Raw genomic sequence first — 26,610 nt, 5'->3', positions numbered from 1 at the left:
GGGAGGAAGGCAATCCTCCTCCCACAGGGGTTTTGCGTTGTTACTGGGAGATGGCGCCGTCTACCAGTACCTGCGCCTCTTGCACCAGCTGCTTGAGGTGATCTTCACCAATAAAGCTCTCAGCGTAGATCTTGTAGATGTCCTCGGTGCCCGATGGTCGTGCGGCAAACCAGCCGTTTTCGGTCATCACTTTCAGGCCGCCAATCGCCTGGTCGTTGCCCGGCGCGTGGCTGAGGATCTGCTGGATGCTTTCCCCGGCCAGTTGCGTGGAGGTCACCTGCTCTGGCGACAGCTTGCCCAGCAAGGCTTTTTGCGCCGGGGTGGCCTTGGCGTCGACACGAATGGCGAACGGCTCGCCCAAGGCATCGGTGAGGCCACGGTAGATCTGGCTCGGGTCCTGGCCTTTGCGCGAGGTCATTTCCGCCGCCAGCAATGCCGGGATCAGGCCGTCCTTGTCGGTGCTCCACACCGTGCCATCCTTGCGCAGGAACGACGCCCCGGCGCTTTCTTCGCCGCCAAAGCCCAATGAACCCTCGAACAGGCCATCGGCAAACCACTTGAAGCCTACCGGCACTTCATACAGGCGACGACCGATGCGTGCGGCCACGCGATCGATCAGACCGCTGCTGACCACGGTCTTGCCCACGGCCGCATCGGCGCGCCAGTCGGGACGGTTCTGGAACAGGTAGTCGATGGACACCGCCAGGTAGTTGTTCGGCGCCAAAAGGCCGCCGGACGGGGTCACGATGCCATGGCGATCATGGTCCGGGTCGCAGGCGAAGGCCACGTCGAAGCGTTCCTTGAGACCGATCAGGCCTTGCATGGCGTAGCTGGAGGACGGGTCCATGCGGATCTGGCCGTCCCAGTCGACGCTCATGAAGCGGAACGTGGCGTCGACTTCAGTGTTCACCACCTCCAGGTTCAGTCGATAGTGCTCGGCAATCGCCGACCAGTAGCGCACCCCTGCTCCGCCCAGCGGATCCACGCCCAGGCGCAGGCCGGCACTGCGGATGGCGTCCATGTCGATCACGTTGATCAGGTCGGCCACGTAGCTGTTGAGGTAGTCATGGCGATGGGTGGTGTCGGCCTTGAGCGCCTGCGCATGGGTGATGCGCTTGACCCCGGCCAGTTTATTGGCCAGCAGTTCGTTGGCCTTGGCTTCGATCCACTTGGTGACGTGGGTATCGGCCGGGCCGCCGTTGGGCGGGTTGTACTTGTAGCCGCCACTTTGCGGCGGGTTGTGGGACGGCGTGATAACGATGCCGTCGGCCAGGCCGCTGGTACGGCCACGGTTGTAGCAGATGATGGCGTGGGAAATTGCCGGGGTTGGCGTGTATTCATCGCCTTCGGCGAGCATCACGTGCACACCGTTGGCAGCCAGCACTTCGAGTGCGCTGGCACCGGCCGGGGTCGACAGCGCATGGGTGTCCAGGCCAACGAACAGCGGGCCGTCGATGCCCTGGGCCTCGCGATACAGGCAGATGGCCTGGCTGATGGCAAGCACATGCCATTCGTTGAAGCTCAGTTCGAACGAGCTGCCACGGTGCCCGGACGTACCAAAGGCTACGCGCTGGGTGGAGATCGCTGCATCAGGCTGGCCGGTGTAATAGGCCGTGACCAGTCGCGGGATATCCACCAGCAACTGGGCCGGCGCCGGCTTGCCCGCAAAAGGACTGATTGTCATGCATAAACCTCGGATAGAAGGATTCGGAAAAAATGGCAGTTTACTGAGAGTTGGACTGCTGCGCGACGGTATCGATCCTACATCGTTAAGAGAAATTTCACCCAGTCTGCGCCTGGCGCAATGCGTCGCTCAATGCTTCCAGGGCAATGTCCAGATTGGGTTGCCCGTGGAAGGTGTGACTCACGCGCAGGTGCTGCTGGTGCAAGCCACTGACACTGAACAGCTCCCCGGGGGCGATCACCACTTGCCGTGCCAGCAGGCGCTGAAATGCCTGGCGCATGTCTACGGCCCGGGTGGAGGCCAGCCAGAACGCGGCACCGGCAGCCGGCATCCGATAAGTCACCTGGTCGCCCAAGTGCTGTTCCAGGCGCTGGCTCATGTGCGCCGCCTGCTCGCTCAGGCGTTGGCGCAGTGTGCGCAGGTGCTGGTCAATCCGCCCGCTTTGGTACAAACGGGCAATCGCGCGCTGACGGATCGACGATAAACGGAATGAGCGCAGCAGGAACTGACGCTGCAACTCATTGCTCATGCGCCGGCACAGCAGGTAGCCGTAGGGGGCTTCCGAGCCGAGCGCTTTCTCGAACGAAGAAAACACGATCAGCCGCTCAGGGTTCACCCGTTCACGCAATGCGGTGTGGGGGGCTTCAAAACCCAGCTCGCCAAAGGTGTCGTTTTCAAGCAACCAGCAACCGGACTGCTCCAGCAGGTGTGCCACGTCGAGACGCTCGTCGATTGACATGGCCACCCCGCTGGGCAGGCTGACGGAAGACGAGAGCAACACCAGATGCACCGGCTCATCACGCAACAGCTTCCCCAGCACAGTTCGATCCAGACGACCCTCCGGCGTCCAGGGCAACTCGATGATGCGCACCCCGGCGTCCTGCAACAGGCGCAGGATCAGCCAGTCGCAGGGCGACTCGACAATCACGGTGGTGCCCCGCAGGCCCAGCACTTCGATCAGGATATCCAGCACGCCGCGCAGGTCGGCGCCGATGTACACGTCGTCGGCATGCCAGCAGCGCATGGGCGACGAGGTATAGCGCGCGGCCAGGGCTGCGCGTAATTCCCATACACCGCAGGGCTGGGACCAGGGCTGCAAATGCGACGGGTACTGGCGCACCAGTTCCCGCTCGAGCCGCAGCAGTGTTTCATCCAGGGAGCCCAGCAATGCCGGCTCGTCACCACTGAGTACCAGCATGCCGGGGCGCCGGGCCGCCGCGTAGAGGCGATCAAGCAAATCCCCGCCGGCCCAGGCCAGCGGGTTTGCCGACATCGGCCAGGCGTAATAGCCGGATTTGGCCACCGAATACACCCTGCCCTCCTTCTCCAGCAGCGCATAGGCGTACTGGATCGTTGAAATGGACACGTTCAGGCGTCCGGCCAACTGCCGTAACGACGGCAGTTTTACCCGGGTGTCGGTACTGACCTCGTTGATCAGGCTGATCATGTAGCGATAGACCGCCTGATACGCGAAATCCGCCTGACGCTCGCCGCGCAGGGTCATCGCCCGAACAATGGCACGGCCTGCGCGGCGCCCTGGGCCGCAGCGGCGCGACACATGCCGTTTTCTCTGGCCAGCGGCCGTTTGCGGTACAGGTGCTGCAACAAGGGCATCGGCAAACCGCTGGTGTCCGTTACCCACTGCTGCAGCATTTCGGCGGAACCGTTGCCCTGGAGGACTTTGTGCAACTCAGGCAACGCCACCAGCATGCCCGGGTGACATTGGCGCAAATAACCTTCCAGTCGCTCTCCGTGATGAACAAAGGGTGAAAACAGCAGGCAGGTCAGCTGGGTCTCATCCAAGCCGAAGAACTCCTGGGCGTAGGTACTCCAGAGCATGCGCCCTTCGCGGGTCCCGGCCTGAATGAGCAAGTCGTCGGGCATGCGCAAATGGCGCATGTACGCGGCGGCCTGCTGCACAAAGCCTTCGACGCCGTCCTCATAATCCAGCGCACGCAGGCATTCGGCCTGCAACCCACGTAGGTGAGCCATCAGCAACGGATTGGAATAGGCCGGATGGCTGAAGTGAAAGCCCAGTGGATCGGGAGCGTAGGCCATGAACTCGGTCAGCAGGGAGGTCGACGCGATGTCGACATCTTCCAGCAGGTCGGCGATGCCGATGTAGGCCAAGTGACGATGCCCCGCCGTGCTGGGGTTATCGCTGGCCACGTAATGCTCACCGAACACATCCTGGTAATAAGCGGTGCTCCACTCGTCCATGTGGGCGAACAACGCGTTGAGCGACAGCGGATGGCCCTTGGGAACTCGGACGCCTGCGCCCTGGGCGGTTTTCTTGAGCCAGGCAAGAAACTGACTTTGCCTGCGCGGGGAGTCACCACTGACCAGCGCGTGGACGCCGCCATTGCACGTGGTGACACGCTGGTAAAAATCACCGACGGCCAGGTAAGTGTCGTTGCACAGGGTGGCGCGGCAGTCCCCGGCACTCACATGGCCCATCATCAACATATTGCGCTGGCTGATCTTTCGCCCGATCGCTGAGGCCGGACGCTGGTGATTGAAGGGTTGTACCTCCTGGTTTTCCACCATCAACAACTCGACACGCGGGTCGTCGTGGAGAAACAGCCGGCCGTAGCCGCGATTCAGGGTATCGAGCTGCCCCTCGGTCATGCCCGCGTGACGTAACGTCGCGACCCTCAGTTGAAAGGTACGTGGCGCGCGACCGGCAATGGTCAGTTGAGCAGCTCGCAGCAGCGCCAGGGTATAGCTGCTGACTTCACCGCCACCGTGGGCCACCAGTACCTTGAAGTCCCCCACCTGTTCCATCCCGCCTGCCGCGACAATGATTCGCTGGACCAGTAACTGGAGAGCGGTACGTCCCGCGCGACTGAAGTGCCCGATCAGACGTTGCAGAACTTGCTGGTAAACATGATTCATAGCCTGTTCGTGAATAGTGCTCATAGTTCTACTACCCGAGTTGAAATATCAGTTTCAAGCAACTGCTGACAGTGTTTGCTTGACCTATTTTGCGTGTAGGAAAATCGCGCCTCGCATTGTGCGCCGATGATTAAACACTAGCACCACGCAACAAAACGACAGGGATTGCCGGGACGCATCTTTTACCCGCACAGGCGCATAACCTAATGAAAGTACTGGTAAAAATTTCTAAAAGGTTAGCCTTAGGAGTCTTCCGACAAGGTCCTACGCGTTTTTAACCAGCCTTTTAAAGAAGTGTCCGACAATAGGCTCAAACAACTTTTCCATTTGCATGGCCGGTACGCTTTATGAAAGTACCTGTCTTGCTGAGTACACCTGTGGGCCGCGTCGATAGTTCGAGCAACTATCAGCAGCCGAGTCATGGATTCAATCATTGCTCAGTCCTTGAGATGAAAGTGAAGGCGCAATTATCAGTGTTGGAATAATGATTAATAGATACAGAAGCGGGCCGAAAACCAGTTCAGATGAACAACCGATGTCGCGTAAAAGGTGCACATGCAACGACGCCGCACTGGGATTCAGGGCGGCGTCAGGGAGAGAGGGCCGGATTTGTGGGCTAAAGTGCCAGGTCGGCAGCTTCTGGGGCGGGCGGGTTAAGCCCTGTCAAATGGCGCATTTGCCCCATTCACTCAGGCGTCGGAGCGCTCATTTACGAATACTCCTACAGCTCAAACAGCCGCAACCTGCAACGCAACCCGCTCGCGGCACGGGCATTCATCCATGTAACGGTGGGCTTCGACAAACTGATTGAACGGAAACACCGTGGTTTTCAGGGGCACGAGCACACGATCGGCGGTCAGTTGGTTGATGTCACGCAACGCACGCTGCAACGCCACCTGATCCTGGATGATGCCCAGCTCCGGCTTGCCGGTGAAGTTGCCGATACAGTGCACGAAGAACTGAATGTTCTTCTGGAACGCCGCGCACGCCGGGAACGGTGTCTGGTTACCACCCTGCAAGCCATACAGCACCAGGCTGCCACGGGGCGCCAGCACATCACCGAGCAGCGACATCTGCGGGCCCCCCAAGCCATCGAACACCACATCGACACCGCGGTTGTCGGTGAACTTGTTGATTTGCATCAGCAGGTCCTGTTCCTCGGTGACAATGACTTTTTCTGCGCCAAGAGAAAGCAGGTACTCGCGCTCAGCGCTGTCCTTGGTGGCGGCAATCACCCGCACACCCAGGGCCTTGCCCAGTTGCACAAACGAAGGGCCGGCGCAATGGCTGGCGTCGGTCACCAGGGCAAACTGCCCGGGCTTGACCCGTGCCAGGTCCACATACGCAAAGTAGGCAATCAGCAGCGGCGTGTAGTGCACGCTGGCTTCGATGGGGCTCAGGACGTCCGGATAGCGGGTCAGGGCCGAACGGGGCAGGACGATCTGTTCGCCATACACCGGGTAATCATTGGGGCTCTCGGCCGGAAAACTGGCCACTTTATCGCCCACTGCCAAGTCATCCACGCCCTCGCCCAAGGCAACGACCACCCCGGCCATCTCATGGCCAAGGCCGGATGGAAGGCGTGCGTGGGAAGACGCCAGGTTCTGGCGCCACAAAATGTCATACCAGCTGATGCCAATCGCCTCGACACGGACCTGCACTTCGCCCGGTGCGGGCTGCGCGGCTGCATGCTCTTCGCACTTGAGCACCTCGGCCGGACCAAACTTGTGAAAACGGATCGTGCGGGACATCGCAAACCTCGTCAAAGTAACCTCTATTGCCATGAACTCTATCTGGGCTTTCCGGCTAAGGCCACCGGTCGCCGTTAATAGTCGACATGTCTGTCATTGATTCCGCATCTGAGGAATAGACCTCAAGTATCGTAGGAAAACTCAATTAGCCGGTGCAGAGTACCAGCCTTTCCCCGTAAGATTCATACCGGTCACGCGTCTGAATGGACCTTCAGGGCTCTTATATCGCCGTTCTCGTCAAATAAAGCTGACTCTTCCAGGACACAAGATGAACCGTAACGACCTGCGTCGTGTCGACCTTAACCTCTTGATCGTATTCGAAACCTTGATGCATGAGCGCAGTGTGACCCGCGCCGCCGAGAAATTGTTCCTCGGCCAACCAGCCATCAGCGCCGCGTTGTCGCGCCTGCGTGGGCTGTTCGACGACCCCCTGTTCGTGCGCACCGGCCGCAGCATGGAACCCTCGGCCCGGGCCGTGGAAATCTTCGCCCTGCTCTCCCCGGCCCTGGACTCGATTTCCACCGCCGTCAGCCGCGCCGCCGAGTTCGACCCGGCCACCAGCACCGCGGTGTTCCGCATCGGCCTGTCCGACGACGTCGAATTCGCCCTGCTGCCCCAACTGCTAAAACGCCTGCGCGCGGAAGCGCCCGGCATCGTATTGGTAGTGCGCCGCGTCAACTACATCCTGATGCCCGGCCTGCTCGCCTCCGGCGAAATTTCCATCGGCGTCAGCTACACCGCCGACCTGCCGGCCAACGCCAAGCGCAAAGTACTGCGCCGCAGCCTGCCGAAGCTGCTGCGCGCCGACAGCGTCCCGGGCTCCCTGAGCCTGGACGACTTCTGCGCCCGTCCCCACGCCCTGGTGTCGTTCGCCGGCGACTTGAGCGGGTTCATCGATGAAGAACTGGAGAAACTCGACCGCAAACGCCATGTGGTGCTGGCGGTGCCGCAGTTCAACGGGCTGGGGACATTGCTGGCAGGCACGGACATTGTCGCCATTGTGCCGGACTATGCCGCCGAGGCACTGACCGCCGCAGGGGGGTTGCGCGCGGAAGAACCGCCGTTGCCGGTGCGTTCGTTCGAGCTGCATATGGCTTGGCGTGGGTCGCAGGACAATGATCCGGGGGAGCGGTGGTTGCGGTCGCGGATACAGATGTTTTTTGGCGACCCTGAGAGTCTTTAGGTGTCGTCGGGCAGGCTGTTCATCTGATCATTTTTGCCTTTCCACAAACCATGGAGCTCCATGCACTTCCAGTGGATTGCTACATTGGGGGCACATCTGAGGGCATGCTTTGGATGGTTTGAAAAGGATGCCCCCACTGCCCGCAATCCTGCCTAAGCATCAGTGTTTCGCTAAGCGCCAAGAGAACTTTAGCGACATCATCGGTGTACGATTTCCGGCTGGAGCACCCCCGCTACAGGCATGCGCACTACCCAAGGGAATCGTTTGGGATCGGCCTGTTCGTACTGATTGACCTCCAGGCGAGGCAGATTCCGCTTGTCATACAACATGCCTAGCCGCAATGCCAGGCTTGCAGGGGCAGCCAGAAACAAAGTTATTTCTGTAACGCCTTTTCGAACCAAGGACATAACTGTATCGAGAAACTGCTGAGCGAGTTGTTGTTGTTTCAACTCGGACCAATGCGTGTCGGTACCACGCCCTTCCAGATCCATCCGGATAATGGGCGTTCCTGCTTCAGCGATCTGCACATCAACATCCAAAACATCGTACGAAGCGGACACACAGAGCGCCACGCGGGTCGCCCCTGCTTGCAAGGTATCCAAGCCTGCCACCACAAAGCGTTTACCGTCATCATCAACGGTCAACCCACGCCAGGCACGCAGTTGCCGATCCCAGTCCATGATGACCGTGTTTGACTCATCGTCGACGATCACTCCGAGGAGAAAAAGCAATGGCACCGGTGCAAGCCCACCGAGCACAAACGATATATCGGATCGATCCAACCCATCGCAACGTCGTGCAATGTCATCCGGCAGGCTTGAAATTCGACGTACTGCAGCCTCTGGGCTCACGATCTGCCCGTCTACAACTCCTTGCCTCAAGTCGCTGATCACCTGCTCACGGCGACCGGGTATTGATGAGGGAACCGCTGAAGCCAGAGGTTGACCTTGCCAATCTCTCAACCCTCTGGCCTCGATCACGATGACCTTCTTACGGCTCTCTCGGCGGATATCACAAACGACCAGCCATCCACCTAGCAATACAATCACACAAGCTATCGCGAACACACCCCAGCTCAACGCACCGGAGCTTCCAGAGGTATCCCAGCTAAAGTTAAACGGCCCCTGGGAAGTTGGAATCGTAATGCCGACTGTCAGTCCTACGAGCACCAGACCAAAGAGGGGCACGCCTACTCGAATCAGTGTGACGCCCGGCGAACGTCGCCTGAAGACCCAATCGATAAGCGATTTAATGAAGTAATTTATCAATGTCTATGCTCCAGAATGACAACCGGTGATGGGCTAAAATGGCGACGAAACAAGGTGCAAGAACATGAGATCTTACGCCACCATTGCAGCCGAACGATCAGCAGAACCGCAAAATCGATACCGCGCTCACCGTTGACAAGATCGACCATAGACTCAACGTCCTGAGCACTTGGCGTCACCGGGAATCGAGGGTGCGAATGCCACTCACCCAAGTAGTTGAAGCGATCATATTGATGCCCGGTTTCGCAGAAGAACGCATTCAACGCCTCGGCATGGGCTTCCGAACTCCGGACGAAATGGGCTTGCCCTCCCGTCTGGCTGTCAATCGTCAAGTCAACAACTCGGAAATGACCGGGCTCAATCTGCTCCCCCATCAACACACCGCCAATCTCTCGACTACCCGCCGCTCTGAGCGCCTTTCGCAACTGCTCCTTGACGCTATCCGCAAATTCAACTTGCATCGTTGGCCTTTGGTAGAAGGTCTGCGAAGAATTTCTTGAAGGCCTCAACGTCGCCATCTTGTACCTCCATGCTCCAACCATCGGTTGGGCCAAGATCGATCGGCCTAACATCGAATGGCGCCGTAAAGAGCCATCTTCCAGACAGGCCAATCAAATAAGCGGAGTATGGGAAGATCGTCGCTTCGGGACGAGCAAGTAGGTCAGTGGCAAAGCGAGACAGGTGCGCAGCAATCACAGTGACGTCTGCATCGTCGGCTATCAGCGGCACTCCCGATTCGCCGTCCCCAGCATAAGGCTGGGCGGCCGGCTCATCAGGCCATTCGACGCCCTGAGTGGCGTACCACGCCTCAATGCGCCTACGGGTCTCCAAAGGTGTGGGATCTATATCTGGACGTAACCGAACAACTATTCCGCCAGCCCCACCACCAAACACCTGAGCCCAGCACAATGATTTCTTGGCTCTTCGTGCAATGGCCGAACAAAGGTTGAAGACCGTGGGATCGGCGGTTGCATCAATGATCAAATCACAGTCTGCGATGTACTCCATCGTGGTAGCGGTTGACCCTCCGCTCTCTTGGCCACCGAGCACAGTAGTACGAGTGAGGACTTCGCAATCGGCATTTACTTCATTCACGCGAGCGGCCAGTGCTTGCGACTTGTGCATCCCCACCGCCCGCCAATCGAGTTCATTACGAACCAAATTACCCACAGCCAGAATGTCGCCATCCACCAGCACAAACTTGCCCACACCAACTCTGGCAAGCTGCACGGCCACCTTGGAACCTAGAGATCCGCAGCCAACAATCGCAACCTTGGCAGACCCGAGGTTGACGTATGCGGGATCAAGACGAGCGCCATCACGCTCAGCAAATACCAGGTCGTAGTTGATGAGCGTTTTTGCTCCAGCCTGGCCCAACATCATCAGCGCTTGAATACTCTGTCCGTCGAAGAGGATGACTTCAATCTCGCTCGGCTCTTGTACCAAGTCAGATGCCAACTCTCCAAGGCCAAACTGCTCTAGTAGTGCGACAAGCTCATCGACTGCTCGACACTTGACTGCAGCCCCCTCTGGCAAGCGGACTACCTTTGCTTTCAATGAGGTAGCACCATAGCCACGTCTGTTGGGCTCTTGCCAAATGGGCTCCTCTGTAGGGCCTATTCGTGCAAGCTGAGCGGCGTATACACCGGCGAGGTGATGCTCCTGCAGCTCAGCATCCACTGCATGTCCCTCTTCAACCGACAACAGGCCAGCCCATACAGCCCTGGAATAGAGGAAGCGGAATTTGGAGTTTCTTGCTCGCTGCGCAGGGAGGACTCTGTGATCTGACGGCGCGGGCTCACCAGTTTCCTGTTCGGATGAAAGCAGGCGATGAGCACTTTCGATCATCATGGCGCCAGTGATCTCTGGCATCCAATTGTCGGAGCGGTACTCCAAGCACAGCTCACCCGATGGGCCGTACTGATGGCCGGACAGACGTTCCTTTTCGCGGGATACAACCGACGGCACCACATCCGGAAAGAACTCAGGAAAGTCCAGTGTCAGTGGAATAACCCTATCATTCACTACCAGCTCGAAGTCGACGGCGATCTGTAGCTCCCCGGTGAGCCTCCAGACCACCGCTTGTAGCCAGTCATGTTTGTCTGCCAGTTCCGATATCGCAGCACGCTCCGACTGTGCCCTGCGTGGTTGCTCCGCCCACCAGATCAAGCAAACCCCCTTGGCGAAGTAGGTTCCCGCCGAGTATTCGGAAAAGCTGGGGCACTGGCTGTTGAAGCGATTGCAGCGGCGGCTGAAGCAGGACTCAGCATGCTGCCAGGTAGAGGGCCGAGACGTGTGGCAGCCCTCTCGACGGCAGCCCCCATGCGGGGTTGAACACTCTCGATCAGACGGCGACGCTCAACCTGGCCCGCTAGCTTCTCAAAATCTTGACGTGCCTGATGCAACCACTCAAAAAACGCGACCTCCCGTTCCGGATGTACAGGCCACTTGTCTGCAAAGTTTTCAAGGGGATCGGAAGGGTTGCGAATAATGCAGTGTGATCCATCATGCTCGATGAAGTCATGCATCCGCGAGAGGATTGCGTACAAGGCATCAGCGATCTTTTCCTCGCCATTGTAAGCATGGGCGGCAAGTGTCGTGATGATGATCGAGATCGGGCGTTCGTCGTACCGCCCTTCGAACATGCCGTCACGATGACGCTTCAAGATCATGATGGCGGACTGAAGAGGTGTTCTTACCTTGTAATCTGGAATATCTTCGACGCTGGCTCTGATCGACTCCGCCAATGCGCGCTTGCGGCGCTCGAACACTTCCCCCATCCTGCCCTTGAACCACTCGGCATAACCCTTCGGGTTGGAGCGCTGCCAGTCATCGGAAACCACATGGTAGACAGGCGACTCAAGATCCGTAATGACCATCGCCGTCTCGGACCATTTCAGGTCAAGATTTCGAGCTTCGAGCAACAACCGCTGCCGCTCAGCGTTTGGGACAGCCGGGACTATATCCATGTGAAACTGGGCACCATCTGCATAGTCAAGCACCCAGCAACGCCGTCCCTCTCGAACAGGCTTCACCATGTTCTGGGCTCTGCGGTATGCCTTTATCTCGTTCCCGACAAGCTCCTTCAGCTGCGCCTGGGTCAGATCTCTCGTTCCAAGGAACCGGAGCAGACACACTGAGTCGACGTCGTACTCTTCCTCATCATTTAAAGGACGAATTGCCGTCCCCAGCCGAAATGATCCTTGCACATAGACCTGAGGATCGTAAGCAAGGACGGTGGACTCTGGACGGTGCAGCCAGTCACCCAATGATGCATAGCTGCGGCGAGCCTGGTCGTAACGTGACTCGCTGATTGCAAGCTCATCCGCTAGCGCGGCCAGAAAATCTTCGGCAGTTTTTGTCGGCATGGACCTCTATTCCCTGAATGTTGCCTGTCTATAGCACTAATATGCCACCACCGTTGGGGGGACGGTAGTGGCCACCGTTCGATTCGCGCCCCTCTTGGAACTGGGGCCAACCACCGCCCCTTCAATCGGGGGATAATGTAATCCGTATTGAGTGCTGTGGCTCACGTCAAGCTGCCCAGGATCTCGCCATTCCCTTCCAGGAGTGGCGTCACCATGCATTCAATGGTCTTCAGGCCACAGGCAGCTCTATTCGACCTCGGGATCGCCTTGGTTACGAACAAGGCTGCTTCACCGGGCGACTCTGACCCGAAAATTGAACATGCCCAACTAACCGATACGACCCTCTTCGCCATCGGTGCCTGCCAATAACGCTTGGACATTGGGCTTCTTCGCCACATACAGCACTGCGCCGATGGACTCACCTTTTACCCGATGGACCGTCTCTACCCTGATACCCGGCCCCTGTTTGGCATCTGCACCCTAACCAGCAAGAGGGAGCTCCAGAAGCTTGGTCTTTGCCAGCTTGTTACCTAGGGTGCCAACTGCCTTCAATCCAAACTGCTTTTCGATTGTCGCAAGCAGGATTTTAAGATTCTTCACAAGCCAGGGATGCCAATCGGTTTTGGCAATGAGATTTGAGGACGGCAAACCAGCGTCTTCATTGCGAATGAAGGCCCATAGCAGTCGCCTCAACCGCAGCATCCATCCCTCATGCGGGGCACCTTGTAACTCGGTACTGAGTCCGTGGGGAGGATCATCCAGCAAACCGACGACAGCTCTGCATACACATTTAAAGCACTCCTAATAGCGCCCTTGCTGATCTCGTAGCAACGCCGCTTCACTGAACATGGCAACGGTGCCTTGTCCCGGAGGGGCGACCTTTCCAGCCAGCATCACCGCTCGATCCGCCGATCTGCAGAGAATTGCCGCATCGTCGTGCTGCATTTTCAACTCGTCGATTCGAGCTTTGAACGAGTCAAACAGCCTGGGGAGCTCCGAATATTTGTACCCAATGAAATAACCTCCCCCCGCCTCGGGATCTCGATCTGGTTTGTCGTTCCTGCCACAAAGTCGGTTCGCAATGTCGATGATCGGTGGTAACGAACGATAATTTCGAGTGAGCTTGTATGGGGTGACACCGGCCCGCGCCTCGTAGGTGTGCAGAAACATGCCGTCAGCGCCCGCAAAAGCGTAGATGCCTTGATTACGTCCCCGATGAGGGACACCGTTGCACCGGCCTTTATGATGAGTTCCAAGATAGCCTGATGCAGCGCGCTCAAATCCTGAGACTCATCAACGAGGATTTGCGGGTAACGGGCTACTAAAGCTCGAAGCACAGCCGGCTGCTCTACCAAAGTTCGATAAACCCGGTAGCGTCCGAGGTCATGGGTGTAAGCGCCTGTGCTGCCAAGCCGCGTCACAGAATCTAGCGCCTTCCAGGTGACTAGGTGTGCTGGCCCTGCGTGAGTATCGACGAAGAAAAACGGACTCCCGTCTTCCATTCCTACCTCTAATTCCTTGACCGAGATCGGGCGATCGTCACCCCCTGGCCAATACTGATAGTTACTCAGGAACAGCTCAGAACCTGCTACGAGGTAGGCAGCCTTGGTCGCTGCCATGGTCCGATACGGCGCTTTTGCCCAAATTGTTTGGGCCTACCAACACGTTCAGTCCCGGCTGAAATTTCAGCTTGGCGTCACGCAGTTTGCGGAAATTTTTGATCGTCAGCTCAGCGAGGTACATAAAAGGCTCCATCCTTGTTTTGCAGATCAAATCCTATTGAGCTGAAGCGTGCAATAACGGATACGTGATGGATGCTGCCTCAATTGCTCCAAGCTGGCGCAAGGTAAACTGACGTCGAATTGACCCAGTGGCTGACGGCGCGCTGACCCAGAATCGATCAGTGCGCTGATCGGCGCGCGCCCCCTAGGCGATGCCATCATCGACCGGCTGCCACATAACGCTTATCGCATCGAGCTACAGAGCGAATCGATGCGCAAACGCATGACGAAACTGAAGACGGCGATCACTTCAGAGTAACAATGTCAACCTGCGTCAGTACGCTCCGAATTCCTGTCCGGATGAACGTAGAATGAATATCTAGATGCTCGTGGGCTGAGAGTCCGGATAGCGTGGAATCCGCAGTCAGACCCTCGTCGAGCTCATCAGCCCCGAGCTGGCGCCCCTAGTACGGCGGAGGCTGAAGCTGAAATCGAAGCCCGAAAAGCCGCTTTTCACGGTTTTAACCCAGGCGGTACCAAGTTCGTTGTGCGTTGCCTGGATGCGGCGCTTGGGATCGCCCGTCCCTGTGGGGCATATTCCCGACCGTATATAACGCAATCGAGTGTTCCGAGAAAGGCCCGGCCTGGCGCCGAGCTCGCGCACCTCAAAACTGAGTGAGGCCTTGCCGTCCATGCGTTAACCCGGTAACGGCCAAGCTGACGACTGCCAAGGCATTCTGCGTAACAGCGTCAAAGCCTTCGTAAAACACACGCAAGGATAATCTCCTGAACCAAATCGCGTCCCGCTCAACTAGCCGGGCGAATGATGGTGTTCGCGTTATCGAAAAAACCATGACCGTTCAGTAAGCTACCAGCACAGGCGTCGACGCAGTGAGCGACCCACCAAGGATTTCGGAAGAACATGAGTTCGTATGATCTGATCAAAGATCTGGAGAGAAAACTGGCGCTCTACAAAGACACGCACCCTTCGCGTGTGGCCTCTCCAAACTCCCTTCACGAGCGGATCGCTCATTACATTCACGCTGCGCATATCTACCCGAGACCTCTAAACCGAGACAACGTGACAGCCCTGCTAGAGGGGCGAGATTCCTGGCCAACAGTGGCAGGTGCAGAGTTTTGTCTAGCCTACCCGGTGGACGTCTCGGAGCTTGAACAGGCCCGCGTTATTGCATTCCCGGATGACTATCTGGCCGTACAGCCCAAAGTGCCCTCGACCCCCGACATGCCGCCAAAGCTGCGGCATCAGCTAGATGCACACACCCTTCTGTACGAGCTGCGGTACCTCAACGATGTCTGGGAACCCCCGCAGTTAAGACTTTGCCAAGAAGACGTTACCTCGATCGACCTGGCCTTCCTGCGCGATACCTTTGAATCCCGAGCCGAAGGTTATCGGCTGAAGGTAAAGCGCGAAGACCTTAAAGGCGTAGGCACTTTCCTATGGAAACGACTGATAGACGGCTCAGTAGACCCAGATACCGCTTTTTCCAATTACATCACCAGGATGCGACTGGCCGCTGGCAGTATTGCTATCTTCCAAATCGATTTCGATCTAGATATCGACGTTAAACAGTACCTTGACTGCGCCTTCAACTATATCGCTGCAGATAAGACACTATTTGATAGCTGGGCAGACTGCGCAGCCAATGTCGCTATCAGTCACAATCGTGTTAACAACATCATCAAGAAGCCATCTCCTCTAGTGGTGCGGAAAAGACCGGGACAACCTGACGAAGTGAGCCAAGAAGCGGAATCCTATTGTGAGGCTCTTGATTTCTCTCAGCTTGAAAGCATGATCTACAATCTAGCGAGCAGCCCCCCCACCACGCTCATAGAGGGTGCAAAATGGTGGAAAGATGTAACGCATTATCGATTCCAAGGGATCGGAGGCATTAGCGAGCACTTAGTTCACTTAATCCTCCAGCGCGAGCATAACCTTTACTCCCCCAGAGACAGCTTCCCTCTCACCCGAAAACTAATCGACTTAGCCCATCGCTCCCCTAAATTGGTCGGAGCCCTGTTCAGTGATATCTATCACCCTCCCTATCTTTGCTTCTTACTCTCGAACCCGAAGACAAACCAATTTGGCTTGATCGGTGTTTATGAAAATATAGAGCGGAACATGCGCCCCATATCAGAATATGCCTCTTATGAGAAGAACTGGGGTGACTTAGTATGGACTCAAGCTCTTGAAATATTTTACAACAGCTACGAGCAGTATGTTCGCCTACCAGCCCTACCCGAAGCTATAGATCAGCTTTGCGAAATGATCGCTTGGTTCGCCAACCACGAGATCAACTACAACTCTCGTCACAAGTTAATAGCAGACACTCGCCTGCCTAGCCTCCAAAAGACCATAAGCACCGTGAGGTACTTGGATGATTCAAGACAAGTTAGGTACCTCATAGAGGATCACCGCCAAATACTCATCAATCGTGCGCACGAACACCTTCAGAAGGCTCGTATAGGGGACCGATATCTACCCCTCGGAGGGTGGCTGATTTTATTCTGGTGCCTTGACTGGGATTTGGCCTCATCCAAGTCACACCATAATTCGAGTAGCCATGCACTTGATGCATGCGGGGCATTGATCGATAGCTACCTAGGACTGCTGTATGACCGCCTGAATGGTGACACAAATGCGGTTGATGACCCGCTCGCATTTGATGAGCTTGAATGGCTCAGCGTCTATATAAACGCATTAGCCGAGCAGCGCGAACGCTGGATCAGTGCTCTTGATGATCAACCTGCGATCGATTCAGGTGACCCCGCCAAAGAAAAAAGAGACACCGTATTCGCTGCTCGCATGCACACCCGATTGCTACTGAAACTTTTCACGCAAACTGAATACACTCCAGAGCACGCAGTGGAGAAGCGCATTTTTGCAAGTAAGCTCATGGGTATTATCGAACGCTTTGGCTTCTATTCAGAGTGGCAATCTGGAATTTTCGATTATTTGCATGATAACTCGGACTACAGCCCTATAAAACTATGGCCAACAGTTTGCAATGTAGCCAACAATTTTACTCCGATAGAATTTCAAGAGCTAATTGCAATTTTGCGGCGAAGGGAGGCCCCCTTAAGAGCGCTATTTATAATGCTAGAGCGCACTACTGCATATGAGAACAAGAAACTTGTAGTAGGACTGTTAGCTGAGCGTAATCTAGAAGAAGCGGCAACCAACTGGACCCCCGAAGCCTTCGACATCATCCTGAAAGCCGCTAACAATGGTCAAATGAAAATTGCCAGGGAATATCTAGACTACGTAAGGAAATACTCTCACAAAACTTTTAAAAACAAGACTGCTGAAATATCTGCCAAACTAGACCTTAAAGATATATTTGACAACAAGAAGCTGCCAGACCAGGAAAAAATCAATAGACTATGCTTGTATAAAATATCCAGCGAAGAACAACAGATCACGAATGAAGTTCAAAGCTTCAAGCGATACCTGATTGCTTCCCTTACAATGTTTGTGGATCATGCCAAAGCACTGGAGATGTTCAGCAGTGTGCTCGATGTAGAACAAACATTACAGAACGCGACGGGTTTGATCAAAGTAGCGCTCTCTTGGCCCACTGACATTGCTCGACCCGAACCGCTTGAGTTTTATTTAAAGCGCTGGCTGGACACCTATCAAACAACTTTCAAGACGGATCTCGCCGCCAAACTCAGCGATGTTGAGCTAAATTACATTCTTCAGCTCTGCTTGGAAACGGAACATTTCGACGATTTCAAACGATTCTGGAATGTGGCATCGCCCCAGCAGCAGAAGGCCTATGAATTAGCTCCACTGAGGGCAGAGTATCTCAAGCGTATGAGAAGCGCCGAAGAAGCACTGTCTTATCTCCAACAGATACGTATTTCTCATCGATCTTTCCCACTCGATGTAGAAGAGAAAATCGCTGCCATTGAGAATAGCCTCAGGAGCACCGGCACCGTGGGCCTATCTAAGCCTCAGCCAATCCTCAATGCTGAGATTGACTCCTCTCATGACAAGCTGCGTCTTGCATGGCTTACAATCAAGGACATGAACGCATACGATCAAAGTCAAATATTTATGAATGCCACAACAAATATTGATGAGTACCTGTTCGAATTGGTAGAGCATGTGGGTCGGGAGTTACTGAAACGTAATGGAAATCTCCAGCGCAAAAAATTGGCTCCAGCGTCCGCGAGCACGATCATGCTCGATGAGGAAGACATGATTAACGACTGGTTTGTATCGCTCGTATGTCAACGCATGAGTTTTCTTAATTGGACGATGCCGGATCAGTCACGTACTGGGCGCTCAGGCAGCGGTAAGGGTGTCGGCGAGACTGATGGTTGGGTACGGGATGGAAGGGGAAACCCGGTTTTCCTATTTGAAGGTTTTAGGCTTGGGAACTACATCGACACTACGCAAATTGATGAGCACCTGAACAAGATCGGCAGATATAACTCCATGGGTATGAGTACGGTGTTTGTAGTGATCTATGTAGCTACGGAAAACTTCTCACGGCTGTGCGAATCCTATGTTAAACATGTTGAGAAATGCGACTACAGAGACTTTGACGATGATTACAAAAGCGGATTACAACTCATAACCACACAGGGAAATAGCTTTAACGCCAGATACTATAAGGAAACACGTAAAATCAATCAGAGTGATGTGAACATCTACCACCACTTGTTACATCTCAAACCCCCCATGGACAGTGATGAGGGTTGATTTGAAGGATTTGGAATGAGAACTCCATCACAGAGCTGCCTGAACTGAATTAAAGAATGGAAACGAGACTCGAACTGCGGATGCCTACCAGCTTGCGCAGGGGTACGCGGTGGTAACGGTGATCAATGGGCAGCCGGTGGCCTCCAAAGCGGATCAGGCCGGCACCAGGCAGATGCTAAAGGGGCTGAAGTTGCCCTGATTGCGACGTACACTGTATGCCTACCACGCACTCATCCATGAGGTACGGCTTTGTACGCCAAATCCCTGCACATCTATGACTTCAAATGCTACGGCAAGGCAGTGCTTGATCTGCAGTATCCGAGTCGTGTTGGCAAAAGCGTGCCTGAGCTGAAAAACGTCAATCTGATACTCGGTGACAACGGCGGTGGCAAATCCTCGGTGTTGCGCGCCCTGGCCATTGCCACTCTGACCCCTGCACTGCTGGAGTCGGGGTTTGTGCCCTATCGCCTGGTTCGGCGCGCAAAACCCGACGCTCCCAGTGTTGCGCAATGCCTCCTGAAGATTGAAGCCGTCATCACACGCGATGAGGCCTTTCCTGAATCCAGGCGCAAGAAGCTGGAACTGCTGGCTCGTCTTGAAACACGTGGAAAGGGGAGCCTGGACCGGCTTCATCTTGAAAGCACGCCAGACTCTCCGATCAGCCGGTTGCTTGAGGATGATTACTCACCCGCCTTCTTCGTGGTCGGCTACGGCGCTACAAGACGGGTCGAGACCGGCGACTATTCCGCAAGCAGCGCGCGACGTTCGCGAGGTTTGCGCTACCAGCGAATCGCCGGGTTGTTCGAAGATCAATTGACGCTGCGCCCGCTTCACCTGTGGCTTTCACGCCTGCAGCATCGGGGACCTCAGCGCTTTAAGTCGGTCATCGAACTGCTTAACCGTGTATTGCCGGGCAACATCCGGCTCACCGGGGAGCGCGATGACGAAGACGAGCAGTACCTATTCCTCTTCGACGGCACCCCTACCCCCTTTACCGCCCTTTCCGATGGCTACAAGGCCTTTATCGGCTGGGTCAGCGACCTGCTGAGCCACTTGTGCGACGTGACACCCGAAAACCGGCGCATCGATGAAGTGCCCGGCATGGTACTGGTGGACGAGATCGACCTTCACCTGCATCCCGAATGGCAACGCAGTGTCGTGCCCACGCTGGCAACCACCTTCCCCCAACTGCAGTTCGTCTTCACCTCGCACAGCCCACTGGTCGCCAGCACCGTCAAGCGCGAGAACATCTTCATCACTGATACGGCCGATGACGGCACTGCGACCATCAAGCAACTTGAGGAACATGTGTTCGGCAAAAGCATGGAACAGCTACTTTTGTCCGCCTACTTCGGGTTGCAGACGACCCGGCCAGATGCCTTCAAGGCTGAAGATGAGCAACTGTTCGAGAAAGCCGCAAACGGTGATACGACGGCTGCCATCGATTTCCTTGCACGGCTCACGCACCCGGCGCCACTGCCTGCCAGTGCCAAGGGAGAGGGCAAGCAATGATCAGGTATGCCGTCGAGCTGGCAGAACTGACGACCGAGATTGCCGCTGTCGACCCCAAGTGGGCCGGCAAAGCCCAAAAACGCAAGCTCAAGCTGTTCGCGCAAGGCCATTACGCCGAAACAGCGGCTATCTGGAGCACGGTGAAACCCGTGTTCATGAAGCTGCAGCTCAACAAATGCGTGTTCTGCGAGCGGCAATTCGAAAGCCCGCTATACGGCACGATTGAATTTGACCTCGAGCATTTTCGGCCAAAATCCAACGTTCTGGCCTGGCCCAACCCGCAGCGGCATTCTGCTTTGAACTACACCGTGGCGATGGGCGACGCCAGCGAACAGGGTTACTTCTGGCTTGCCTATGACCCTCTGAACTACGCCGCTTCCTGCAAGGTGTGCAACTCTATCTTCAAGTCGAACTACTTCCCGATTGCAGGAGCAAGAGGAGCGGTCGAGTCATCCGTCGCGGACCTGACCACCGAGCGGCCCTACCTTTGTTACCCGCTGGGTACCCAGGCAGAAGACCCTGAAGCGCTCATTACCTTCGAGGCAACGGTAGCCGTTCCGACACAGGCAGCAGGCCCGGACAGGTTGCGCGGACAAATCATCATCGACTTCTTCGGGCTGAATGCGCGTGAGCAATTGCACCGTGACCGGGCGCGCATGATCACAGTGTTCGGCCCTGCGCTGCTGGCACAGCAACAAGGCCAGGCCAGCGCTTCAGACCTTGATCTGATTGCCAGGATCGACTCGCCAAACCTGCCGCACGCCAACTGTCTGCGGGCCTTCAAACGGCTGTGGACAAGCGATGCCACAATGGCCAGGCAGGTTTTCGAACAGTGCCGGGTATATATGTTGAGCGAGTTGGGTACACCGCTGCCGCAAGCCTGAACGGCGTGACTACCCATAAGCGTTCCAGGGTGGCATGCTTCCCCCCTTAATTGCTGCTGCCCCGTCATGGCAGTGCTCCCCTCACGTGACAACTGCAGGTCAAGGATGTCAGGCAAAGGCAACACGCATAAAACATCCGGCAGCGTTGCCGCCAAGAAAACCGGAGGTGGCAAGGCCACTGCCGGTGGTGTCAACTACCAGGCCACCGTGACAGCCATCGTAGCGGCGTACATTCTCAGAGGTACCCCGCTGGGCTGGCTGGAGGGTGTGGTCAAGGATCGGCCCCATGCCCTCTGGGCGGAAAGCGAGGGGCCCGGAGATGACATTCGCATAGAGCTGGAGAACAACCAGGTCATCGAGATCCAGGTCAAGAAAGGCCTAAAGTGTGGGCCGAAGCTATGGGCCTCGCTGGAGGCCATGGCCAGTGCCATCCATCGTGGCGAACTTCATTTTGGCGTACTTGCCGTGGCGCCGGATTCCAGCGAACCGATTCGGCTCAAGCTGGCTGCGGATGTCAAGAAACTCGGCCAGGGCCGCACCGACAAACTCAGCGCCATCGGCCAGCAATGGCTCAATCGCCTGAGAGCCCTAAACATTGCCCCCGATCAGGCCTGCCACCGCTTGAGGATCCACATCGTCCATGGGCTCGATGCCCAGAATGCCGATATCAAACTCGCCAAAAAGCTCCTGCTCGATGTCTGCGCCAACGAGCAGGATGTCCAAAAGGCCTGGTCTGTGCTGTTCCAGCACGCCGCAAACCTGATGCAACATGGCGGGCGCTGGGACCTGCGCGAACTGATGCGCTTACTCGCAAGCCAGGATATCCTGATCGCCCAGGGCGATTTTCCTTCCGCTACCATGGGCCGGTTGACCCGCTGGGTCGTTTCGACCAACGCGCATTTCGCAATCGCCGGCACTCGCCGCAGAATCCCCCTTGAGCACCTGCTTGCGATGAAAGTCAAAGCCATTGCTTTCGAAGCCGAGGATGCCACGGACGCCCTGGCAGCATTGGCTCGCTACCATACGACCGAGCAATACACATTTGACCTGAAGCACTTCGATTCGACTTGGATCGGACGTTTCAGGAAGCTTGCCGTGGTCGTTGCCGGCCCTGGGCTGGGCAAGTCCACGATGATGGTCGAGTTGGCGCACCAGTATGCGCTCGATGGCTACATTGTCCTGAGCGCATCACTCAAGGCCATCGCAACTACCATGCAACAGGGTGCGACGCTCAGCGATGCCTTGATGGGCATTGCCCTTGATGGCTCAGGCGTCACCCCAACCGAGCTCCTGAAAACTGCTCCGTCCAACTGGATCATTCTGCTCGATGCGCTGGATGAATGCGGCAAGGCTCAGGAAGATGTGGCCCGGCAGCTGGCCCGCTTCGCGGCCGGCCACCCCCAGGTGCGCATGGTCGTGACCACCCGGCCCATTGGTTATGACACGGTGGAGCTGGAGGGGTGGGTCCATTATCGGCTGCTGCCACCGGCCAGTGACCGCGGGGCTGCCAACCTTGCTCGTCTGCTGCGGGCCGTCGATCCGATGGCGTCGGCGCAAACCGACTACGAACAGATCGCCAGGAAGGAACTGGAACGTACCTCGGCGCACAAGGCCATCGTGGCAAGCCCACTGCTGCTAGGCATGGCGGCCTCCCTGATTCAGCGAGACCAGGTGCTACCCGCGACGCACCCGCAGCTATACAGCCACCTGATCGATTTGTTCAACGCACTCCCGAAAGGCAAGCCAGAGCGGGAAATCGATACAGCTTCATTCGTTCTGCACATGACTGGCTGGGAGTTGATTCGCGAACCACTGCTCACATTCGAGCAGTTGATCCAAACCTGTGCAGACGCCCTTTCGCCATTGATTGACAAGCCGCGGTTCGCCGCCCGGCAACAGGTGCGTGAAGCATTGGCTCACTGGGAACAGGTGGGCCTGATCGAACCGATCAGCCACGCCTCGGACACATTGCTGACCTTTACCCACAAGACGTTCGCCGAGTTTTCTGCGGCATGTTTCCTGGTCGAATGCCCGCAACATTTGACCGTGGACTTGCTGGAAGGCAGCGCCTGGCGAGAAACCATTGTCTTCGCCACCTGGCTAGGCCTGGCCGACAAGCTGATCGCGCTTCGCAGATCACTGCACCAGAACGGCGCCTCTACACAACTTCAGGCCGCGCTGGCCCTGCTGGGCAGAGGCGGAATCACGGTGTCCCGCTCCTGCGCCCAGGACCTAGTGCAGTATGCGTTCGATGTCATGGAGAAGGGCGACAAGGAAAGATTCAGCATCGCCGTGGCGCTTTCGGACCTGGCCATCAGGGATGCCAGCCTCGTCGCCCCCCAAGCCGCGGCCCGGCTCACGGCAGAGGACCCTCAACTCAGGCTGATGGCCTGGGGCGTGATCGTTCATTGCACTGCGCCGGATTATGACGCGTCTGCGCTGACCTCCGTGTTTTGGGGGCTACTGCCCCATCGAAACGCTATACCTGCCCCCCAGCGCATTCTGCAGAAAGACGACCTGAGCGACCTGGAGTTGCTGGAACGCATTGCCATGGCAGCACTGAAAGCCCAACCCCTGGAGCACCTCCAGCATTTTGCAGAAGTCGAACTCGAAGACACAGGCCTGATGACCGTCGGTTTCAGGCTCCAGATGGTTGAGTACCTTCAAGCGCAGGGGCTGGATGTCAAGAATCCCTGGTTGGTGGAAGAGGATAAAGCGACCCCGCACGTAACACTCACACCGCTGGGCCCGGGCTGGCGAGACGCTTCGCGCATAGCCACCTACTTGATTGCCGAAGCTATTTCAAATGGCCTCCCCCCTTGCGACTCAAGGCCGCGACAGAGTTTCCCGAATTACGCTGGCCTGCTGCGAGTGTCCGGATTCGATAAATGCCCCGTCTCCGACCTGTTCAACTGGATGTCGAGACCGGACCTCACAACCGTGTCGTCTCTCATGCAGGTGATAGCCAGGATTGCCCCGCTTGATGCAACGGCACTGGTCCATGAAGCAAAGGCTTTCATGGCTTGCCTGGACGCCAACCCGGAACATACCCCGTTCGAGCTCTTGCCCAGCGTAGATGTACCGCCTCCTGACTGGGAAAGCCTTGAAAAACGCCTGATAGACAGGTCGAACATCAAGCGTGCGCTCTTCCATGACTCCAACTGGGTGGTTTCTCTCGCCGCTCAGGCCCTGCTGTACATCCCCATGGATGAGGGCGAGCTGACTGAACTGCTGGAGCAGGCGACAGGCTTGTCTCTGGATTGCACGATCGCCCTGTTACACCAACACGCCCCCACCCAGGCGACTTCGATGATGATCAAACGTCTTGAAAAAGACCCATACGGTAACGTCAGCGGTTTGTTCGAGTCATTGACAGGTGCCGATCTGGGTCAGGACTCCACCACGCTCCTGCGGCTGGCCACGCAATGTTTGACGTCCAGCCACGAGGCTAGCGCATTGGCCGCAGCGGGTCTTCTGCAGCAGTGGATCGAGGCTGGAAACACGCTTGAGATGGCCCCGCTTGCCCGTGCCCGGGCCCATTGGCAAGCAGTTGATATGAAGCAGTCTGCTTTTATTCCTAGCGAAATTGCCTTTGTACTGGGCGAACTCTGTGAGAAGGCAAGCGTAGTTGCGGGGACTTGAGAGATTTGCAACATCGAAAAAAGGACCCGAACAGACTGTGTGAAAACACACTGATAGTCTCTAGAACAAACGCCCCGACTTGTTCGGGGCGTTTGTTTCTTTGCTTAAAAAAGGCTCTTCAGCCCATCAACTGCATCATTTTCTTGGTGCCCAGTACACTGATCGCCCGCTTGAGGTTGTATGCGGTCACGGCCAGGGCTATTTCGGCTCTCGTCCCTTCGAGTTGCCGTAGCAAGAACCGTCCGTTCCCAAATAGCCATTGTTTGAGATTGCCAAACGGGTGATCCACGATGGATCTGCGTCTTTCCATACGACGCCGTTCGTCAGATCCAAACCTCAAACCATGTGCTCGCAAGCAAAATGGCATAATATGCCAATAATCGGAAGAAACTGTTTACCGAAAGCTGGAGCTCATTATGGCAACGAGAAACGTTGTACTCACCCCTCACCAGGAACAGGTTATCCAGGACCTAGTGCAGTCTGGCCGGTATCAGAATGCCAGCGAAGTGATGCGAGAAGGTTTGCGGCTATTGGAACAACGCGTCGCCGAAGACACCGCCAAAATTGAGGCACTGCGTCAGGCGACCTCGATCGGCATCATGGATCTTGAGCACGGGCGCTTTACTCAGGTGAACGAAGGGGATCTGGAGCACTACCTCGAGGGCTTGAGCCTGGAGGCAACCCTCCCCGCGAGAGAGAAACACTGAGCATGCCGCAGTATCGGATTTCCAACCCGGCGCGCGCCGACATTGTCGGCATCCTTAGGCTCTCCCAGACGCAGTTCGGCGATCAAGCACGCCAGCGCTACCAGGCGCTGATCCTCGCGGCACTGCAAGCGCTTGCCGACATGCCTTATCGCATTGGCAGCCACGACCGCGATGAGCTTGCACCTGGCCTTCGCAGCTATCACCTCATCTATTCACGCCAACAGGCCAAACAAACCCATGGAACGGTCAAAAGCCCACGCCATATCGTGTTCTATCGTGTGGCAAACGACGACGTGATCGAGGTCGTCAGACTCCTTCATGACGCCATGGAAGTGCAGTTACACATGCCGAACGACTGATCAGCGACCTGACCCAACGGCCTTACAGGCCAGGAATAGCGAAGGTAAGGCGCCGCCTCCACATTGCAATCCGAGCGTCCTCGCTGCCGGCCGACTCGGCCGTCAATTGAAGTGGTGGGTTCTGGGTCTGACCGGACTATCCGCTTGGATATCGACTCATTACCCATACCCTCTTCCGAACAACCAAGGATTTGCCAGATACGGGTTGCTCATCCAGTATACGGAGGCGCACTGAATGCCAGCCATTGCCATACTGGAGCCCGTCGGAGATCGCCATTCGCGATCACTCGCATACTCGGTGCGAATGGGGGCAAAAATGGGGGCAAACAAAAGCGTTATCGACCTGAAAACACTATTCTAGAGCCAAGTCAAAATGTTTTTTGGCGATCCTGAGAGCCTTTAGGCGACGTCGGGCAGGCTATTTATCTGATCATTTTTGCCTTTCGACAAACCATGGAGCTCCATTCACTACCAGTGGATGGCTACATTGGGGGCACATCTGAGGGCATACTTTGGATGGTTTGAAAAGGATGCCCCCAGCCTGAGGTCCAACAGTTCCCTTCTAGAAATGTCACCCTTTGTTCTTCCCACACACCGCGGTCATTTGCCCTCCGGCTCTACCGCATGCAGTAGAGCCACCTTCCTCAGCAACTGATCTACGTGCTCCCTCTCCGCTCGAAGCGCCGAACGTAGCTCCTTGTTCTCTGTCTCATGAATCCGCGCCCAACGCAGGCTCGCACGGCAATTGACGACCAACGTCCACACCTTCTGCAGTTTCAAGTAGTGGGCCAACAGCAGCACAGCAATCGCCACCATCATCACCAGCGCCGCTGTCGAAATCACATCCGTCTTAGTCATGCTCAATCCTTTCGCTAGGTCATTTGTTCCAAAGACAGCCAAAGGATAT

18 protein-coding genes and 2 pseudogenes are annotated in these 26,610 nt (G+C 56.4%); 7 read left to right on the top strand and 13 right to left on the bottom strand.

The window, feature by feature from the left end:
* Positions 1 to 40: 40 nt before the first annotated feature.
* The 4 genes from pgm to B9N88_RS20070 all read right to left on the bottom strand — a co-directional run bounded on the left by pgm (position 41) and on the right by B9N88_RS20070 (position 6,330).
* On the bottom strand, positions 41 to 1,684 hold the full coding sequence (gene pgm, locus B9N88_RS20085) for a phosphoglucomutase (alpha-D-glucose-1,6-bisphosphate-dependent) (RefSeq protein ID WP_027605767.1): 1,644 nt from the start codon (positions 1,682 to 1,684) through the stop codon (positions 41 to 43).
* A gap of 97 nt (positions 1,685 to 1,781) precedes the next feature.
* Positions 1,782 to 3,188 carry an aminotransferase-like domain-containing protein gene (locus tag B9N88_RS20080; RefSeq protein WP_027605766.1) on the bottom strand — a complete coding sequence of 469 codons (1,407 nt, stop codon included), beginning with the start codon at positions 3,186 to 3,188 and terminating at the stop codon, positions 1,782 to 1,784.
* Complete coding sequence (locus B9N88_RS20075) at positions 3,185 to 4,603, bottom strand: hypothetical protein (RefSeq protein WP_027605765.1); 1,419 nt, start codon at positions 4,601 to 4,603, stop codon at positions 3,185 to 3,187. The genes B9N88_RS20080 and B9N88_RS20075 overlap by 4 nt, the downstream gene beginning before the upstream one ends.
* Before the next feature lie 704 nt (positions 4,604 to 5,307).
* Positions 5,308 to 6,330: a zinc-dependent alcohol dehydrogenase family protein gene (locus tag B9N88_RS20070; RefSeq protein ID WP_027605764.1), complete on the bottom strand. Its 1,023-nt coding sequence runs from the start codon at positions 6,328 to 6,330 to the stop codon at positions 5,308 to 5,310.
* A 268-nt stretch (positions 6,331 to 6,598) separates the two neighbouring features.
* On the opposite strand from B9N88_RS20070, the gene B9N88_RS20065 reads away from it, so the two are divergent.
* Entirely contained in the window at positions 6,599 to 7,513 is a 915-nt protein-coding gene (locus B9N88_RS20065) for a LysR family transcriptional regulator (RefSeq protein ID WP_027605763.1), read from the top strand.
* A 197-nt stretch (positions 7,514 to 7,710) separates the two neighbouring features.
* Here the strand turns inward: B9N88_RS20065 and B9N88_RS20060 are convergent, their stop codons facing one another.
* From B9N88_RS20060 to B9N88_RS20030, 7 genes and pseudogenes are all read right to left on the bottom strand, one after another.
* Positions 7,711 to 8,781 (bottom strand): SAVED domain-containing protein, encoded by a 1,071-nt coding sequence (locus tag B9N88_RS20060; RefSeq protein WP_027605762.1) that lies wholly within the window; start codon positions 8,779 to 8,781, stop codon positions 7,711 to 7,713.
* Positions 8,778 to 9,242: a Mov34/MPN/PAD-1 family protein gene (locus B9N88_RS20055; protein WP_027605761.1), complete on the bottom strand. Its 465-nt coding sequence runs from the start codon at positions 9,240 to 9,242 to the stop codon at positions 8,778 to 8,780. The genes B9N88_RS20060 and B9N88_RS20055 overlap by 4 nt, the downstream gene beginning before the upstream one ends.
* Positions 9,232 to 10,950, bottom strand: coding sequence for a ThiF family adenylyltransferase (locus B9N88_RS20050; protein WP_027605760.1), 1,719 nt, complete (start codon positions 10,948 to 10,950; stop codon positions 9,232 to 9,234). The genes B9N88_RS20055 and B9N88_RS20050 overlap by 11 nt, the downstream gene beginning before the upstream one ends.
* Positions 10,947 to 12,149, bottom strand: a complete 1,203-nt coding sequence (locus tag B9N88_RS20045; RefSeq protein ID WP_027605759.1) for a nucleotidyltransferase domain-containing protein — start codon at positions 12,147 to 12,149, stop codon at positions 10,947 to 10,949. Before B9N88_RS20045 ends, B9N88_RS20050 begins: the two co-directional genes overlap by 4 nt.
* An 801-nt stretch (positions 12,150 to 12,950) precedes the next feature.
* Entirely contained in the window at positions 12,951 to 13,319 is a 369-nt protein-coding gene (locus B9N88_RS32985; protein ID WP_027605757.1) for a hypothetical protein, read from the bottom strand.
* A gap of 98 nt (positions 13,320 to 13,417) precedes the next feature.
* A pseudogene (locus tag B9N88_RS32980) lies at positions 13,418 to 13,651 on the bottom strand (ATP-dependent DNA helicase); the annotation flags it as partial.
* A 76-nt stretch (positions 13,652 to 13,727) separates the two neighbouring features.
* Positions 13,728 to 13,892, bottom strand: coding sequence for an AAA family ATPase (locus B9N88_RS20030; RefSeq protein WP_256221200.1), 165 nt, complete (start codon positions 13,890 to 13,892; stop codon positions 13,728 to 13,730).
* Positions 13,893 to 14,792: 900 nt separating this feature from the next.
* Between B9N88_RS20030 and B9N88_RS20020 the strand changes: the two genes are divergently transcribed.
* The 4 genes from B9N88_RS20020 (at position 14,793) to B9N88_RS20005 (ending at position 24,637) form a co-directional block, all read left to right on the top strand.
* On the top strand, positions 14,793 to 18,599 hold the full coding sequence (locus B9N88_RS20020) for a hypothetical protein (protein ID WP_027605756.1): 3,807 nt from the start codon (positions 14,793 to 14,795) through the stop codon (positions 18,597 to 18,599).
* A gap of 249 nt (positions 18,600 to 18,848) precedes the next feature.
* Positions 18,849 to 20,111: an AAA family ATPase gene (locus B9N88_RS20015; RefSeq protein WP_051429351.1), complete on the top strand. Its 1,263-nt coding sequence runs from the start codon at positions 18,849 to 18,851 to the stop codon at positions 20,109 to 20,111.
* Complete coding sequence (locus tag B9N88_RS20010; protein WP_051429350.1) at positions 20,108 to 20,995, top strand: hypothetical protein; 888 nt, start codon at positions 20,108 to 20,110, stop codon at positions 20,993 to 20,995. Before B9N88_RS20015 ends, B9N88_RS20010 begins: the two co-directional genes overlap by 4 nt.
* Positions 20,996 to 21,100: 105 nt before the next feature.
* A complete protein-coding gene (locus B9N88_RS20005; protein WP_027605755.1) occupies positions 21,101 to 24,637 on the top strand; it encodes an NACHT domain-containing protein in 3,537 nt (1,178 codons plus the stop codon).
* 118 nt (positions 24,638 to 24,755) lie between these two features.
* On the opposite strand, the pseudogene B9N88_RS20000 reads toward B9N88_RS20005, so the two are convergent.
* A pseudogene (locus tag B9N88_RS20000) lies at positions 24,756 to 24,947 on the bottom strand (IS5/IS1182 family transposase); the annotation flags it as partial.
* Positions 24,948 to 25,053: 106 nt separating this feature from the next.
* On the opposite strand from B9N88_RS20000, the gene B9N88_RS19995 reads away from it, so the two are divergent.
* Together B9N88_RS19995 and B9N88_RS19990 are read left to right on the top strand one after the other, a co-directional pair.
* Positions 25,054 to 25,344 carry a type II toxin-antitoxin system ParD family antitoxin gene (locus B9N88_RS19995; protein ID WP_027605753.1) on the top strand — a complete coding sequence of 97 codons (291 nt, stop codon included), beginning with the start codon at positions 25,054 to 25,056 and terminating at the stop codon, positions 25,342 to 25,344.
* 2 nt (positions 25,345 to 25,346) lie between these two features.
* The gene (locus B9N88_RS19990; protein ID WP_027605752.1) at positions 25,347 to 25,703 is read left to right on the top strand and encodes a type II toxin-antitoxin system RelE/ParE family toxin; all 357 of its coding nucleotides are present in this window, start codon (positions 25,347 to 25,349) and stop codon (positions 25,701 to 25,703) included.
* A gap of 600 nt (positions 25,704 to 26,303) precedes the next feature.
* On the opposite strand, the gene B9N88_RS19985 is transcribed toward B9N88_RS19990, so the two are convergent.
* The gene (locus B9N88_RS19985) at positions 26,304 to 26,561 is read right to left on the bottom strand and encodes a hypothetical protein (RefSeq protein WP_027605751.1); all 258 of its coding nucleotides are present in this window, start codon (positions 26,559 to 26,561) and stop codon (positions 26,304 to 26,306) included.
* Between the last annotated feature and the right edge of the window lie 49 nt (positions 26,562 to 26,610).

It is taken from the genome of Pseudomonas sp. LAMO17WK12:I1 (genome assembly GCF_900177315.1).
Classification (GTDB): domain Bacteria; phylum Pseudomonadota; class Gammaproteobacteria; order Pseudomonadales; family Pseudomonadaceae; genus Aquipseudomonas; species Aquipseudomonas marginalis.
The sequence above is the reverse complement of the archived record's forward strand: the minus strand, read 5'-3'. Positions and strand labels throughout refer to the sequence as shown.